This is a genomic window from Neobacillus jeddahensis, from assembly GCF_000612625.1.
In the GTDB taxonomy this organism is placed as follows: Bacteria; Bacillota; Bacilli; order Bacillales; family Cytobacillaceae; genus Neobacillus; species Neobacillus jeddahensis.
Window position 1 is genome coordinate 16,476 of record NZ_CCAS010000012.1, and the last position, 14,680, is coordinate 31,155.

A 14,680-nucleotide genomic window follows, 5' to 3' on the forward strand; every position below is an offset into this window, starting at 1 on the left:
AGGCGGCCAGTGCTCGTGAACGAAGAAAAAAATAAAAAAGGGGAACTAGTAGCGGCGGCTAGTGCCCGTGAACGAAGAAAAAGATAAAAAAGGGGAACTAGTAGCGGCGGCTAATGCCCGTGAACGAAGAAAAAGATAAAAAACGGAAACTAGTCGAGGTTGCTAATGCCCGTGAACGAAGAAAAAGATAAAAAACGGGAACTAGTCGAGGTGGCTAGTGCCCGTGAACGAAGAAAAAGATAAAAAAGGGTAACTAGTAGAGGCGGCTAGTGCCCATGAGAGATGAAAAAAATAAAAAACGGTAACTAGTAGCGGCGGCCAGTGCTCGTGAACGAAGAAAAAGATAAAAAAGGGTAACTAGTAGTGGCGGTTAATGCCCGTGAACGAAGAAAAAAATGAAAGACGGTAACTAGTAGCGGCGGCTAATGCCCGTGAACGAAGAAAAAAATGAAAGACGGTAACTAGTAGAGGCTGCTAGTGCCCGTGAACGAAGAAAAAGATAAAAAACGGTAACTAGTCGAGGCAATTAGTGCCCGTGAACGAAGAAAAAAATAAAAAACGGTAACTAGTCGAGGTGGCTAGTGCCCGTGAAAGAGGAAAAAAATAAAAACCGGTAACTACTCATGTCTTCTAATGGCTCTACATCTACCGTCAAAATTATTTTTCAGTAAAAGTAGCCGCGCTTTCCTTTCTTACACATCTAATTCCAGCCATTCATCCGTTTCAGTGAACCCAAACTTCTTATAGACAGGTCGTCCTAATTTTGACGCGCCAAGCCAGATTTTTGCGATTCCGGCCGCTTTTGTTTCATCGACTAACAGGGCTAGCAGCTTTGTAGCTAGGCCGCGGCCGCGGTAATCATCTCTCGTATACATATTTGTAATATATGCTTTTTTTCCACTTTTATTGGTATACAAAGGTGGGAAATCATAGAACAGGACGGCGCCACACGCGATGACTTCTTCACCATCTTCCACGAGCCATTGCATTAACGAGCCATCTGTAAGTTTCTTTTTAAAAAAGTCGGCAAGTTCGGTATCGATGTCGATGCTTGGTTCGATCCCCTCATCGACTAATTGTCTTTTTCTTAAATCTATCAATTGATCGATATCATCAAACGTTGCTTTGCGAAATTCCATCTCATCACTCCTCACTACCATTTTACCAAACAAAAAGAAGTTTAGGTCTTCATAATGAGGATGAAGACCCTTTTTCAAAAAAGCAAAGGAATTTAGGTCTTCATAGCCCCTTTTATTATCCCCGAAAGATCAAGCAACCAAAGGGTCGAATTCCATTTTGAATATCTTAGTCAATCTGCAAGCGAGGCTACCTTATTTAAACGTTACGTTCACGGTATAGCCTAGATTCTTAAAGAAGTCTTTTAAGGCAAGCGCGGCATTTTCTTCTGCTGTTTTTAAGAGGCCGGAATCGATCGCTTCATCTTTGATATTTTGCTTGGCAAGGTCCGCTAGCTCGAAGCCTTCGTCCCAATCAGCATCGCTGCGGAAAAGCCCTTCAGTTGAAAAGGTTTGAATATTGTCAAAATCGAGCGACGGGTCTTGGCCAATCGTGGCATGTGGTAATGTAATGCTGATGATTTTCTCATCGGCATCGACGGAAACGTCCTTCTGCTTGACATCTTTTACATCAACCCCGGCAGTTACGTCTCCTGGAACCACTAGAAATAACGTCCTTTTGGATCCTGGAAAATTAAAAGAGATTGTTTTTCCGAATAATTTATTATCTTCTTTCGATATGATGGTTTTCATATGGGCTTGGGCCGTTGTCAAGGTGGCCAACTTTTGAATGCTTTCTACGGCAGTTGCACTTTTCATCGTTTCCGCCTTTTGGAAGTAACTATGCCAAGTGAACCAAGCCGCTAGGGTAAGGACAATCCCCATGATGATTCCAATGAACCAGGGTTTGATTGAAAATAATCTGGGCAGTTTCCAGGAGCGGGCGGGCTGTAGGGCGATTGTGGATGCTGTTTGCTTTTGTGCCTGCTGCAGTTGGCGGATGACGTCCTCTAGTTCACTTTTCGACATGGTCTTTTCTTTTTCCATGACATCTCCTCCTCTAGTAAGTCTCTCTTTTCTATGATTGAACCTGAGTTGTTTGTACGATCTTGATTTAGGTTGCTTGCTAATTTTGTATCTATGTACCTATTATACTTTAATTCGACATTTTTCGTCGTGTTCCAGTTTATGTTAGTTTTTTTTAAGGAACGAAAAAAGGACCGCTGCCCACACACAGCGATCCTTTTTTACATTAGAACCTATCCATAATCTTTCTTGCTGATTCTACCCCGTTCTCAATACAGTTAGGAATCCCCACGCCATAATAAGAACAACCCGCAAGAAGGATTCCAGGGTAGTCGGCCGCCAATTTACTTTCAAGTGCCGCCACACTTTTCGGATGAGTAATCAAATAATTGGGCATCTGATCTGTCCAATTGGTAACCACACTAGCAATCGGCGCAGCAGTAATCCCCAGGCTCTTGCGAATATCGCCAAGCGCTATCTCCAGCAGTTCGTCTTGATCCATTTCCTTTAATGAACTAAATGAAGGCAGGCTGCTTTTATAAAAAAGTCGAACCAGCAGGTTTCCGGATGTCGAAGTATGCTCCCATTTCCGGCTTGTCCAGGTACAGGCGTTGCAGGTCAATTCCTCCGTATTCGCGGTTATAAAACCCGTCCCATCCGCGGGTAGGATGCTATCTGGCACGTCGAAGCCCACATAGACACTAATCAGCGAACTGTTTTTCAATCCGGAAAATTCGTGCTGAAGCTTAGGATCATCGAGTAAGCTTTCAGCCGCTGTATGGGGGATACTTAGGATGACGTAATCCGCTTCGATGATGTCCTGGTTGCCTAGCCCTACATGATAACGACTGTCCACTTTTTCAATTTTAGTGGCCTTTGTATTTTTTAATATCTCCACCGTATCAAGCTTTGCCTCTAAGGCGTCAATCAGCGTGCTCAAGCCATTTTGAAACGAAAGAAACTTTCTCTCGCCGCCTTTAAATTGCTGTTTATTAGCCTCAAGCCCTTTGATGATACTTCCGTATTTCTCTTTATAATCGATCAAATATGGCAGAGTCGATGCGATCGTTAGGTCACTAAGCCTGCCGGAATAGACGCCGGACAGGACAGGGGCAATTTGCTTCTCCACCAATTCTGTTCCCAGAAAGTATTCCAAAAAGGAACCAATTGAATCGTTTTTGGTGAACGAGTCATTTTTGGTATAAAAATCCTTCAAGGCCGCTACTTTTCCCTCAGCGGAAACGAGCGAACTGGTCGCTAATGATTCCAAACTAGCCGGAATTCCGAACACGGCATCCTCTGGAATCGGCTTTAATTCGCCATCCATATAAATAAACGAGCGGCCGGTTGCATTGTAGACCACATCCTGTTCCAAACCTAGTTCTTCAATCAAGGACATGCTCTCCATTTTACGAGCCACAATGGAATCCGCTCCCGCTTCCATCATAAATCCATTCTGTGTCAAGGTGCGGATTTTTCCGCCAAGTTGATTGGATGCTTCTGTCAGAACCAACCTAACCCCCACGCTATTCGTTTTTGTCCATTTTTGTAATTCATACAGAGCGGATAACCCTGTAATCCCGCCACCAATCACTACGACTGTTTTCACTTCTGGCACCTCTTCTATGTTTGTTACTTCAAGTGTACCATACCTTTGAACTAGTTCGTAAATGGAACGCGTGCTGGTCGAAGTGCTTATCTTTTTATTGAAATTAGCTTGAAGTATTGATTAGTGTCAAAAATTAAAGTGCATTTTGTCATGTTAAAAGAAACAGAGTATTTTCTGGGGAATAATGTAGATTTATCTGTGATTATTTTGACAAAAAATGTGGGATACAAAGAGATATTCTCATGGTGGCAAGGTCAGGGCGGGTAGTCCAAGTCTGATTCCTCTCCAAATCATTTGAAAAAATAAAGAAGACTGCTCGAAAGCAGTCTTTTCCATCACTAAAAATGTAAAATAATTCCGAGTAGTGAGTAAGCGATAATGGTTGAGAATAAAATTGTCATATAGAGAAGGGAATAGAGAAACATGGTATTCGCCCATCTCTGTGCATCCACCTTTTTCGATTCGACGATGCTGATGAGCAGCCACAAAATACTTAAAAGAAGAGCTAGTACCATAAGGATGAGGCTTAAAGAGCCCAATAGGAAACTACTAGCAATTAACACTAGTAAATAAATATTCGTTTGCAAATAAGTTCTCTGAACCCCTTTGACGACGGGAAGCATCGGAACGTTCGCAGCCTTATACTCTTCATGGCGGCGAATGGCGATCGCATAGAAATGGGGCATTTGCCAAAGAACGGCAATGACAAAAAGGCCAAGAATCGCCGGATGGTTGATGTCTGGATGGATCGCCGTCCATCCAATGAGGGGGGGCGCTGCGCCAGAGATACTCCCAATTTCCGTATTGTAAATAGTTCGTCGCTTACTCCACATCGTATAGGGGACCGTATAAAAAAACAAACCTAAAAACCCTAGCAATGCTGCTAGAGGAGTGGTTAAGGCAAGAGCTCCTATTCCGACAATCGCCATCAGGATTGCCAGCCATAGCACGGTCTGAGGTTTGATTGCTCCTGTCACGGTTGGTCGATTTTTTGTTCTCTCCATTATGGCATCAATATCGCGATCATATAAGTTATTGAAGGCTCCAGCTGCGCCCATTACTAAAATGGACCCAACCGTCACAAATATGATTTCTGGTATTTTTTCGAACAAGCCGATCTGATAGGTATACAGTGATAATGATAGCCCAGCAAACATAGGAATGAGGTTTCCCTTGATAATTCCGGTTTTAATGGTTTGTGCCAATATGGTTGATTTCTGTGGTGTATGCTTCTTTTTCATTACTACCTTCTTTCCCTTCCGCACGTTTCTATTATCATTGTACACTTTATCAATGAACCGCCAAAACAATTTCGTTTAGTACTTTATGAATAAAGTGATACCAAGCGAGATCACTAATTGAGCTCTTCCAAGCAGATTTTTGAGGTCCACGGTCATATTGCCGAATAATTGTGCCCGACCATGGTGTTGCCCCAAACCATGGTCACATTTCAAAAAACTAATAATCGTCTTCTTGAAACGGATCACAATGAAATCAAATAGGCGAGGAATTTTCCCCGCCTTAGTGAATCAATTTTATGGTAGTCAGCTTGTTGCTACATTGACATTTGGTACTGTGTTTAAGTATTCTAATTTGACTGCCGCATTGGGGGCAAACTTCTTTAGTCGTCTTCATCATTTCGACTCCTTTTTGGTAGATTAGTTGCTTGATTGCTACTTCTCCAAGAGATCAAGCTAATAAACAGATACCCAAAGAGAATAAAATGTTTTTGATAAGTAAATCATAACACTTATTAATAAAAAATCAATACTTTTTTATAATAATTATAATTAAAGGGCTTGATTACAAACTCAGTGAAGCACTCACTCAATAATTGAAAAAAAGAGAGGAATACTCCTCTCTACGTGATTTATCTTGAAATGTTAAATTTTTCTATCTGTCTAGTGTTTTCTTTAAGCGTCCGGCAAGAGGTACGACAATTATACCTGCTATTACGACCTGCATAACGTTTCCAGGGATAGAGCCGATTGGCTGGATCCAGTTACCATAAAGAGCCACTTCGGCAAAATAGTAGCCAACAACTTTTATGATTAGGGCACATGCAACTGCCAGAGAGTTAACAATGACTCTTTTGCCGGGTACTTTTTCGGAAATAAGACCGACTGCAAAGCCCATTGCACCTACAATGAGAAAGGTAAAGGGCGACCATACTGCCCAACCAGAGATCAGGTCGAAGAGGCCCATTCCAAACGCACCTGCGACGAATCCTGTTTTCTTTCCGTACACCATGGCTGCTATAAAAAGAGGTACGTTACCCAGGTGGATTAGACCTCCGTTACCCATGATGGGGAGCCGTATGTTGATGAACATTGTAGCTACAAGGGTTAAGGCGATGAAAAGGGCATTGATGACAATGGCTTTAGTTTTCGATATTCCTGTTGAAGATAATGTTGAATTCATATGATAACCTCTTCTGTTTTTTAAAATAATATCATACAATCATATACTTAATAAATACGTAATATTAATTATTATTGTAAAACAGAATTGGTAAAATGTTATTCAATGGTGTTTTTCATTGCTTTGTACATATTTTCTACGTGTTCGTCGACCTCATCTCGTGACATGCGTAAGCGATTCACGGAGGTTCCATATCCAATCTCGATTTTACCTTCTTCTAATCCTTTAAAAATTCCATCTGCGAAGGCATCTAATGGTTCTCCTTGTGTGTGTAATCCTGCTCCACCTAAATCTGTATTGACTGCCGGCGGAGCAACTTCAATGACTTCTATCGACGTATCAGAAAGTTGGTGTCTTAAACTCACGGTAAAAGAGTGAAGTGCCGCTTTTGTAGCAGAATAAATCGGCGCGATCGCCATCGGTGTAAAGGCTAATCCAGATGTTACGTTCATGATTGCAGCCTCTTCTTTTTTTGCAAAAAATGGAGCAAACAGCATGGAAAGATGGAAGGGTGCTTCAATATTTGCAATGATTTCTTTATTGAAATAGCTCCAATCGTTATTTGCATCCGCTTTTAACACATGAAACCGTTGTTGAATCCCGGCATTGTTCACTAACACATTCACTTCTGGATAGTTCGCTGTTACCCAATCAAACAATGCAATCCGCTCGGATTCAATGGCCAAATCACATACACGAGTAATAAGACTAGGGAAGCTTTCTTTCGCATTTTGAAGTGCATTTTCACGTCGCCCGCAAACGATGACATGATTTCCAGCTTTGATAAACCGTTCTGCAAAAGCTAGCCCGATTCCAGCACTTCCGCCAGTAATCAGTATTGTATTTCCTGAAAGTTTCATTATAGTTCCTCTTTTCCATTCTTTTTTCACTTACTATATTATGACTTTTCTGGATTAATATTAAACGAAACGCAAGCTAAGACGTGAATGTATTGCTCACTCTCCGTTTTTCTATTTGATTTTGAGATGTTCTAGTTTTCATAAATTACCTATGTAGGGTGGAAACCATCCAAAAGGGCTTTTGCGTAAAATTGTTGCCTTTTTCGCTTGAAGGAGAGAGGGAGGTTTATTGGTTTTGTTTGTAGAATATGTAAGTATCAGCTATTTAATAAAGCTGCTCATTGCTGTCAGTGTGAGGAACTTTAGCTCAGGAATTGTTTTTTATGAATAAAGTGGTAGAAGAAAAGGAGCTTAGATTAGCTCCCTTTAGTACTCATTCATACTGGACCTGCTTATACCTATTCGCCTCCATCGTCACCACCATCATCATCGATATCTCCATTCCCACCATGATCATGTTCATCAAAGAATTTTTTCATTTTCTCTAGAAAGGAGATCTTCTCTTCCATTGGTTCATGATGAAGAAGTTGATAAGAGCTGTTTCCTAAAAAAGTATGAATGGAAAGAATTTCTGTGACCCGCCGTTTATGGATGATCAAAATGACGATGACAAGGGCTATAGCTAGAAAGAGTATGAGAGCAATCCCCACGATTTTAAACAAGGTGAATTTCCTCCAATCTTGTCCTTGCTTTAAGATATGATGCGAATCCCTTTTTATTCTAAGGATAGAGCTGCATCTAATGAAAATCTTGTATATAAAGAAAGTAGTTTGTATAAAATGAGAGGAGGTCTATACCATGTTGGCGTATAGTATGTTTATCATGCATGTTGGAAGGAACTTTGAGTTGAAAGAGTGAGGTAAATGCCCTACATTTTTGTTCTGATTTCTGCCTTAACCCTGTATTCCTTAGTTCTGTTAATGCCAAAGAAACTTTCTCTTTCAGAATTGTACACCACTTCAATCTTTGCCATCTTATTTAACTCTCTTGTAGATGTTTATCTTGACCTGCGGCTAGATTTGTATGGCTATTTTAATAAAGGAGCAGATTATCAAATGGGTTTGGTCTTGGTGGGGATTCTCCCGCCCTTTAGTATGCTCTTTCTTAATGGTTTTCCTTTTGGAGGAAAATTCGTTAGTAAAATTCGTTATCTTATATTATGGTCAATTATTTCATTAATTTATGATTTTCTTGCCCTTAAAAGTGGTCTTTTGTATTACAGAGAATGGTCAATCATTTATTCTGCCTTGTGCTATCCTCCAATTCTTATTATTGCCGTGCTAAATTTAAAATTGATTAGGTGGCTTTCTCGAATCAATAGATCATAGGGGAGGGTTTGGAATGGAATACAAAATACATAGTGATTTCTCAATGGGAAATCTCGAAGAAATGAAGGAAATATATAGTTCTGTTGGCTGGACTCGACATACAAAAGAGATTATCAAGCAAGTATTCGAGGCTAGTAATGTCGTAGCATTGGTCACTGTAAATGACCGAGTGGTCGGTTTTGGAAGAGCGCAGACAGATGGAGTTTTTAATGCGGCCATCTATGACGTGGTTGTCCATCCAGATTTTCAAAAGCAGGGGATTGCGAAACAGATTATAGAGCATCTGCTTGACCAACTGGCTGATGTCTCGTGTGTCCATCTCATCTCTACTAGTGGAAATGAGGGCTTTTATCAGAAACTAGGATTCAAGAAGCTCAAAACAGGAATGGCAAGATACCTAAATCCCCATCTAGCAAATGAGTATTTAGAATAAATCATTAAGGGGCCTGACCCCCAATCCAGGTTTTTAGCAATCAAAAATGGGAGGGGACGAAGATGAGTGGAATCGCCAAAACGCCTGAACCGCCTTATTATGCGGTGATTTTTGCTTCAGAACGAACAGAAGGGGATAACGGATACGGAGCTATGTCTGACAAAATGGTCGAACTGGCTGCCAAGCAAAAGGGATTTCTAGGGTTCGAGAGTGCTAGAGACAAAGATTTGGGTATCACCGTTTCTTATTGGGACTCGTTAGATGCCATTAAAAACTGGAAGAACCATGCCGCCCATCAAGTTGCCCAAAATAAGGGGAAAACGGAGTGGTATCAAAAATTTTCACTTAGGGTTGCCCGAGTCGAACGACATAGCTATTTTGAAATCTAATTGAGTGAAAAAGGGGCATGCAAATGAGAGTAACTCCAAAAGAATATCATGTCCGTCAAGTCGATTATATGATAAGGTCTGCAGTCGAAACCGATGCGAGAACCTTGTCAGAGATACGAGTCCAAATTGATGGTGAAACAGAAAATCTTGATCGTGAGAGTGGTGAGGCGTTTATAGATGAAGTGGGTTTTAAACAGCTCATAAAGGAAGACACTGAAAATGCTAGAAACCTATTTTTGGTGGCAGAAGTGAATGGAAGAACGGTTGGTTTTTCAAGATGTGAAGGCAACAAATTGAAGCGAACGGCCCATAAGGTAGAATTTGGCGTTTGTGTACTGAAGGCCTATTGGGGATTAGGGATTGGAAAAAATCTGTTAAAGGAATCGATTCAGTGGGCAGATGCAAATGGCATCAAGAAGATGATCTTAAGTGTGCTCGAGACCAATGAGAAGGCTATCCAGCTTTACCAGAACAATGGGTTTGAGGTGGAAGGTTTGTTAAAAAACGACAAACAGCTATCTGATGGAAAATACTATCATACCATCTTGATGGGAAGATGTAGATATTAGTTGACCTGAGAATGCACAAAAAGACCAAAATGGCTGGAGGACTCGCTCCAAGCCATTTTTTCTGTGGTGCAAACTTGTTAATAACCTGCTACTTCACTATGAACAAAGCCATTATCGGTTTCGTACACTTCAAACCATTGGTATTTTGGCGATTTAAACCAAGCGTATTGTGGCAAATACACTAAATATCTGTGATTGCCTTCTGCATCGAGGATCGTTTTGAAGATTTTGGCTGCGCCCATACCAAATATCTCGTCTAAATAACCAAGCATACCCTCTCTGACTAGATTATTTCTCACTTCTTTTTCGAGCTTATACAACTCCATCAGTCCAACAGTGAAAATACTTAGTAAAACTAAGGCAATAATGGTGAGAATAAAAACCAGTATTTGTATCAATCGAATACCCTCCTACCTTTTTTGAAAAATTCCTACTAAGATTCGCTTGCTTTAAGTAACCAAACTAATCGGGATTTTTAGACTGGATGCCATCGCTACTCCTCGAAAATCCCCATTGTCCCCTCCTTTCGATTGGTGAACCTACTACGATTGTACATTTGCTGATCGATGGAAGGTGTGATGCAAATAACAGGCATCCCTTTAAAAATGAAAAGGCTTCCTGTTTTTTCGAGGTGGGGAGGTATCAATGTTTAATATTTAGTTAACAGATATTTACAAAAATACGCTAGTCCCCTATGATTATATAAAAACGCCGTTAACCTAATTTAATCTTCGGAGGGAAAAAGGATGGAGCATGAATTAAAAGAGATCATCAAGAAGTGTGACACTGCCATTAAACAGGAAGATTTTGATACACTGATGAATTACTATACGGATGATGCTGTTTTAGTTGTCAAGCCTGGAATGATCGCACGAGGGAAAGCGGAAATCAAAAAGGCCTTTATTGCTATTGCAAAATATTTCAAAAACAGTCTCGTCCCAACACAGGGTGAAATGATTTTTTTAGAGGCAGGAGACACGGTGTTAGTGATTTCGCAGACACTCCTTGCTACTGATGGGACAGAATCGGAATATTCGATGGATCGAAGGGCAACTTATGTGTTTAAGAAAAATGCACAAGGCCAATGGCTTTGTGCCATCGATAACTCCTATGGAACCGACTTAATCAATCAGCAGGAATAACGTGCCCCTTACACCCATTCATGAGCGTATTCCTGGCTCGAGACAGGAAAGACAATTGGTTAAAACTTTTAATGGGATCGAATTAAATAACAGGAATAGTTACAGGTGTAAATTGTTTAGCAGAAACCGAGGTGGAATTTATGTTGCGTAATGAATTGACGGAATTTTTGCATATAGAGTATCCGATCGTGCAGGCTCCAATGGCGGGAGGAGTAACGACAGCGGAATTAGTGGCGCAGGTTTCCAATTCTGGATGCTTAGGAATGGTTGGGGCAGGCTACATGACCCCTATTCAAATACGTGAACAAATAAGGGAAATCAAGCGGTTAACATCAAATAACTTTGGAATAAATCTATTTGTTCCTAACGAATTTAATGTAACAGAGAATGAAATGGAATTAGCTAACCAGATATTACAGCCATTCCGTGATCAATTGAACGTACAACCAAATGAACCCTTGAAAATTCCTCATTCTAATGATGCTTATGAAACATTAAAAGAACAGATTATGGTTGTCATCGAGGAAAAGGTGCCCGTTTGCTCATTTACATTCGGTGTCCCTACGAAGGAAATTATCGCTTTGCTAAAAAAACATAATATTATTTTAATAGGAACAGCTACAACTGTTCAGGAAGCAGTTGCTATTGAAGAAAAGGGAATGGATCTTGTTGTTGTTCAAGGGAGTGAAGCTGGAGGACATCGGGGGAACTTTATTGGTGGGTTTCAGGAGAGCTTAGTAGGATTAATGTCGCTGATTCCACAGGTTGTGGATCATGTAAGTATTCCTGTAATCGCTGCTGGAGGAATTATGGATGGAAGAGGATTAATGGCTTCTATTTGCTTGGGAGCGAAGGGGGTACAAATGGGAACAGCTTTCTTAACTTGTACGGAAAGCGGAGCACCAAGAGTATATAAAGAAGCAATCTGTAAAACTACCGAAGACGAGACGATTTTCACTCGTGCATTTTCTGGTAAATGGGCAAGGGGCATTAAAAATAAATTCATGTTAGACATGCAAAAACATGAAACGTCTCTACCGGATTTCCCTATTCAGAATACACTCACGCAATCGATTAGAAGAGCTGCTACTTCACAAAAAAATCTAGATTATATGTCACTTTGGTCCGGTCAAAGTCCAAGATTAGCCAAAAATCAAACAGTAGAAACATTAATAAAAAATATTCTTTCTGAGGCTAAAAAAATCATAAGAAATTTTAAGAATTAATATTATCAATAACGAGGAGGAAAAACATGAAACGGATTGAACGCCCGGCCAACGATTACGATGAACAGCTTCTCCCTCTTGACGAACAAATTTGTGCTTTATTAAAGAAGAGGAAAGAGCTTGCAAACCATCCAGGTTCTCCATCTGATGAGATGATTGCTACCTGGGCTGCGAAATACGGATTGTTTGAAGAGTATTTACAAGCTTTATTCGGGACCATGAGGATGGAGAAGTTCTTTAAAACTCGTGTCGAGCCGTCTGGATTTAGAAAGTATCTACAGGTTGTGAAATCCGTTGAAGTTGATGAACGTATCTATTCGCTAACCGTTATTCGTCAATACGAGAATGCCAGTGTGATCCAGCTGCATATTGATTGGGATGAGATAGAGGAAGTACCATTCCAAGGGCATCATAACCACCATTTCGAATTAACTATAGGGGAAGGTTATGATTGCCGGATGGATCGTGGAGGAGGATCTACGGGGCATTACACCTATAATTTCGTTGTTTCCCCGCCAGTCCCGGATGATATTGCAGGACTGGAACTCGTGTTTAAAGAGTTTAGCGACCATTTGTGTGATCAGCCGACAGGTCTAGAGATTCGCATGTCTATCGAGTAAGTTTGCAAAAAAGACGATTGCTGTCTAAAGTAGAGGGTTCACTTCATCATAATTGGCGAGTTTCTTTATTAGGAATTCAAATTCCTGATTTATATAAAACCTACTTACTTGTGATACGATTCATTTTTGAGATCATACTCACTCTCTTCTAAATAGGATGTTTTGACCCTCTTTTCTAATTGTACAATATTTATTGTCCATCATAATAATGATGTCAATCGCTATGTCAAAGTTAATGGAATTTCGTATAAACCTTGATAAATAAAGAAAAAAACGTATGCCAATTCATACGTCAATTCTTGTGTCTTTTAATAACATGGCACCGGAAAACGGAACTCTTTATGTCTAAAGCAAATCGTCTTTTTTTCATACTTATAGCTCTTTTATTTGTTTCGTTAGCTCCATAAATCGCCGATCCAGTTCCGCATACTCTTTATGCTTGGGAGTCATAAAACTTAGCTTTCCTAAAACCTCCTGGCGTTCAGTTTCTAGCTGTAATCGTAATTCTTCCTTCATATCAATGGGCGGCGTCACTTCAGTCAATTGCTTTTGAATCTGCTGGTTCGCAATAATCAGCTTAGTCGTCGTGACTTTCTCGAGAAAATAACGATCATGCGAGACGACCAAAAGGGTACCATCATACTGTGCTAACGTTTCTTCTAGTTGTTCACGCGACGCTAAGTCTAGATGGTTCGTGGGCTCATCTAAAATAAGCACATCTTTGTCTTCGAGAATATATATCATGAGTTTACACTTTACCCGTTCACCCATACTCATATGTCTAATCGGTTCAACCCACTGAGAAGCGCTGAATCCTAAATGCTTCATTAAGTTTTGAACTTTTCCACGCTCTTCAAACGTTTCTCGATGAAATAATTGCTGTGGTGTTTGATCTAGCGGCAGATCAAATACTTCTTGTGTTAAATAACCAATATTGGCGGAGGGCGACATCCAAATTTCTTCATTTGCTGTTTCCTGCCCAAGCATCATTTTCAAAAAGGTGGTTTTCCCACTGCCATTTGGGCCGGAGAGGGAAACCTTCTCGCCATATTGGATCGTAAAATGCGATTCTTTAAAAAGCACTTGCCCAGCAAACGATTTCGATAAATCTTTTACCTCGAGGAATCGTTTCCCCACCTTACTATTGGCTTTCATCGAAAAATTAACCTTGTATTCTGGCTCCAGACGGTCCACTTTTATTTTTTCAAGCTCCTTTTTGAGCCGCTTTTGTTTGGATTTGACTTGTGCATCCATGCGCTTTGCTTTGACACGATAGTATTCCTTGATCCCCTCCTGTTTGGTTGATTGGGCATGCGCCTTATTCGACCAAGACGTCAGCTCATTTATTTGGCCTTCGATTCGTTCGACCATTTTCTGTTGTTTCTCGTATTCGCGTTGCTGCGTGAGCCTTTTCTGCTCACGGAATTTCATATAACTTGAATAGTTTCCTTTGTGACTAATCATTGTTTTATTTTCAATCGACCAAATTTTTGTTGCGATTGCATCTAAAAAATATCGATCATGCGATACTAAAATAACCGTCCCTTTATGACTTTTGAGCGTCCTCGTGAGGAAGTCAATGCTTTGCTCATCGAGATGATTGGTCGGTTCATCTAATAATAAGACGTCTGTATCCTTGGCAAGTCCTTTGGCAAGGCGCGCTTTTAATTTTTCCCCACCGCTTAGAAGGGAAAAGTCACGAGTTGGCACATTCCATTTTTTTAACATGGTCACTTCTTGAGGGGTCACCTCGTCAAAAGAATACGATTCCGTTTCTTGTTCGACCAGTGTGATTTTCAAATCGTCCTGGAGAGTTTTCATTTGTCCTTTTGTTGGAAAAAGGTCATGATTCAATAATGACAACAAGGTAGATTTTCCGGCCCCATTTTTGCCAATTATGCCAATAACATCTCCTTGCTGCACATTGACAGTTACATTTTCAAAAATGATTTGCTCTTTTATTTCAACACTTACGTTTTGTAATTGCAGTAATTCTTTCATGAAATCAACCCTTTTTTTAGGGAGAACGAAAAAATCCTCC

The 14,680-nt window shown here is 40.4% G+C and carries 16 protein-coding genes; 7 read left to right on the plus strand and 9 right to left on the minus strand.

Annotation, left to right across the window (positions count from 1 at the left end; translation table 11 throughout):
• Nucleotides 1–692: 692 nt before the first annotated feature.
• The 7 genes from TY15_RS07800 to TY15_RS07830 form a co-directional block, all read right to left on the minus strand.
• The gene (locus TY15_RS07800; RefSeq protein ID WP_040203464.1) at nt 693–1,139 is read right to left on the minus strand and encodes a GNAT family N-acetyltransferase; all 447 of its coding nucleotides are present in this window, start codon (nt 1,137–1,139) and stop codon (nt 693–695) included.
• A 192-nt stretch (nt 1,140–1,331) separates the two neighbouring features.
• Complete coding sequence (locus TY15_RS07805) at nt 1,332–2,063, minus strand: DUF4230 domain-containing protein (protein ID WP_040203465.1); 732 nt, start codon at nt 2,061–2,063, stop codon at nt 1,332–1,334.
• A 205-nt stretch (nt 2,064–2,268) separates the two neighbouring features.
• A complete protein-coding gene (gene hemG, locus TY15_RS07810) occupies nt 2,269–3,651 on the minus strand; it encodes a protoporphyrinogen oxidase (protein WP_040203466.1) in 1,383 nt (460 codons plus the stop codon).
• 338 nt (nt 3,652–3,989) lie between these two features.
• Nucleotides 3,990–4,892 (minus strand): heme o synthase, encoded by a 903-nt coding sequence (gene cyoE, locus TY15_RS07815; protein ID WP_096911829.1) that lies wholly within the window; start codon nt 4,890–4,892, stop codon nt 3,990–3,992.
• 652 nt (nt 4,893–5,544) lie between these two features.
• The gene (locus tag TY15_RS07820; protein WP_040203471.1) at nt 5,545–6,072 is read right to left on the minus strand and encodes an ECF transporter S component; all 528 of its coding nucleotides are present in this window, start codon (nt 6,070–6,072) and stop codon (nt 5,545–5,547) included.
• A gap of 98 nt (nt 6,073–6,170) precedes the next feature.
• Entirely contained in the window at nt 6,171–6,932 is a 762-nt protein-coding gene (locus tag TY15_RS07825) for an SDR family oxidoreductase (protein ID WP_040203472.1), read from the minus strand.
• 398 nt (nt 6,933–7,330) lie between these two features.
• Nucleotides 7,331–7,594: a hypothetical protein gene (locus TY15_RS07830; RefSeq protein WP_040203474.1), complete on the minus strand. Its 264-nt coding sequence runs from the start codon at nt 7,592–7,594 to the stop codon at nt 7,331–7,333.
• A 258-nt stretch (nt 7,595–7,852) separates the two neighbouring features.
• Here TY15_RS07830 and TY15_RS25295 point away from each other — a divergent pair, with 258 nt between their 5' ends.
• The 4 genes from TY15_RS25295 (at nt 7,853) to TY15_RS07850 (ending at nt 9,651) form a co-directional block, all read left to right on the plus strand.
• Nucleotides 7,853–8,260, plus strand: a complete 408-nt coding sequence (locus tag TY15_RS25295) for a CBO0543 family protein (RefSeq protein ID WP_040203635.1) — start codon at nt 7,853–7,855, stop codon at nt 8,258–8,260.
• Between the two features lie 13 nt (nt 8,261–8,273).
• On the plus strand, nt 8,274–8,693 hold the full coding sequence (locus tag TY15_RS07840) for a GNAT family N-acetyltransferase (RefSeq protein ID WP_040203475.1): 420 nt from the start codon (nt 8,274–8,276) through the stop codon (nt 8,691–8,693).
• A gap of 62 nt (nt 8,694–8,755) precedes the next feature.
• Entirely contained in the window at nt 8,756–9,082 is a 327-nt protein-coding gene (locus TY15_RS07845; protein ID WP_040203476.1) for an antibiotic biosynthesis monooxygenase family protein, read from the plus strand.
• 23 nt (nt 9,083–9,105) lie between these two features.
• Entirely contained in the window at nt 9,106–9,651 is a 546-nt protein-coding gene (locus tag TY15_RS07850; protein WP_040203478.1) for a GNAT family N-acetyltransferase, read from the plus strand.
• Between the two features lie 77 nt (nt 9,652–9,728).
• Here the strand turns inward: TY15_RS07850 and TY15_RS07855 are convergent, their stop codons facing one another.
• The gene (locus TY15_RS07855) at nt 9,729–10,049 is read right to left on the minus strand and encodes a hypothetical protein (RefSeq protein WP_040203480.1); all 321 of its coding nucleotides are present in this window, start codon (nt 10,047–10,049) and stop codon (nt 9,729–9,731) included.
• A gap of 348 nt (nt 10,050–10,397) precedes the next feature.
• On the opposite strand from TY15_RS07855, the gene TY15_RS07860 reads away from it, so the two are divergent.
• The 3 genes from TY15_RS07860 to TY15_RS07870 all read left to right on the plus strand — a co-directional run bounded on the left by TY15_RS07860 (nt 10,398) and on the right by TY15_RS07870 (nt 12,639).
• The gene (locus TY15_RS07860) at nt 10,398–10,793 is read left to right on the plus strand and encodes a YybH family protein (RefSeq protein ID WP_040203482.1); all 396 of its coding nucleotides are present in this window, start codon (nt 10,398–10,400) and stop codon (nt 10,791–10,793) included.
• A 140-nt stretch (nt 10,794–10,933) separates the two neighbouring features.
• Nucleotides 10,934–12,019 carry an NAD(P)H-dependent flavin oxidoreductase gene (locus TY15_RS07865; protein ID WP_040203484.1) on the plus strand — a complete coding sequence of 362 codons (1,086 nt, stop codon included), beginning with the start codon at nt 10,934–10,936 and terminating at the stop codon, nt 12,017–12,019.
• Nucleotides 12,020–12,045: 26 nt separating this feature from the next.
• Entirely contained in the window at nt 12,046–12,639 is a 594-nt protein-coding gene (locus tag TY15_RS07870; RefSeq protein WP_040203486.1) for a hypothetical protein, read from the plus strand.
• A gap of 372 nt (nt 12,640–13,011) precedes the next feature.
• Here TY15_RS07870 and abc-f read toward each other — a convergent pair whose 3' ends face one another.
• On the minus strand, nt 13,012–14,640 hold the full coding sequence (abc-f, locus tag TY15_RS07875; protein ID WP_040203488.1) for a ribosomal protection-like ABC-F family protein: 1,629 nt from the start codon (nt 14,638–14,640) through the stop codon (nt 13,012–13,014).
• Nucleotides 14,641–14,680: the final 40 nt, after the last annotated feature.

Excerpts from the sequence above, each read along its gene's own strand:
- TY15_RS07865 (WP_040203484.1), top strand. The coding sequence starts at position 10,934 with ATGTTGCGTAATGAATTGACGGAATTTTTGCATATAGAGTATCCGATC.
- TY15_RS07845 (WP_040203476.1), top strand. The coding sequence starts at position 8,756 with ATGAGTGGAATCGCCAAAACGCCTGAACCGCCTTATTATGCGGTGATT.
- TY15_RS07850 (WP_040203478.1), top strand. The coding sequence starts at position 9,106 with ATGAGAGTAACTCCAAAAGAATATCATGTCCGTCAAGTCGATTATATG.
- cyoE (WP_096911829.1), bottom strand. The coding sequence starts at position 4,892 with ATGAAAAAGAAGCATACACCACAGAAATCAACCATATTGGCACAAACC.
- TY15_RS07825 (WP_040203472.1), bottom strand. The coding sequence starts at position 6,932 with ATGAAACTTTCAGGAAATACAATACTGATTACTGGCGGAAGTGCTGGA.
- TY15_RS07840 (WP_040203475.1), top strand. The coding sequence starts at position 8,274 with ATGGAATACAAAATACATAGTGATTTCTCAATGGGAAATCTCGAAGAA.
- TY15_RS25295 (WP_040203635.1), top strand. The coding sequence starts at position 7,853 with ATGCCAAAGAAACTTTCTCTTTCAGAATTGTACACCACTTCAATCTTT.
- abc-f (WP_040203488.1), bottom strand. The coding sequence starts at position 14,640 with ATGAAAGAATTACTGCAATTACAAAACGTAAGTGTTGAAATAAAAGAG.
- TY15_RS07820 (WP_040203471.1), bottom strand. The coding sequence starts at position 6,072 with ATGAATTCAACATTATCTTCAACAGGAATATCGAAAACTAAAGCCATT.
- TY15_RS07800 (WP_040203464.1), bottom strand. The coding sequence starts at position 1,139 with ATGGAATTTCGCAAAGCAACGTTTGATGATATCGATCAATTGATAGAT.
- TY15_RS07870 (WP_040203486.1), top strand. The coding sequence starts at position 12,046 with ATGAAACGGATTGAACGCCCGGCCAACGATTACGATGAACAGCTTCTC.
- TY15_RS07805 (WP_040203465.1), bottom strand. The coding sequence starts at position 2,063 with ATGGAAAAAGAAAAGACCATGTCGAAAAGTGAACTAGAGGACGTCATC.
- TY15_RS07860 (WP_040203482.1), top strand. The coding sequence starts at position 10,398 with ATGGAGCATGAATTAAAAGAGATCATCAAGAAGTGTGACACTGCCATT.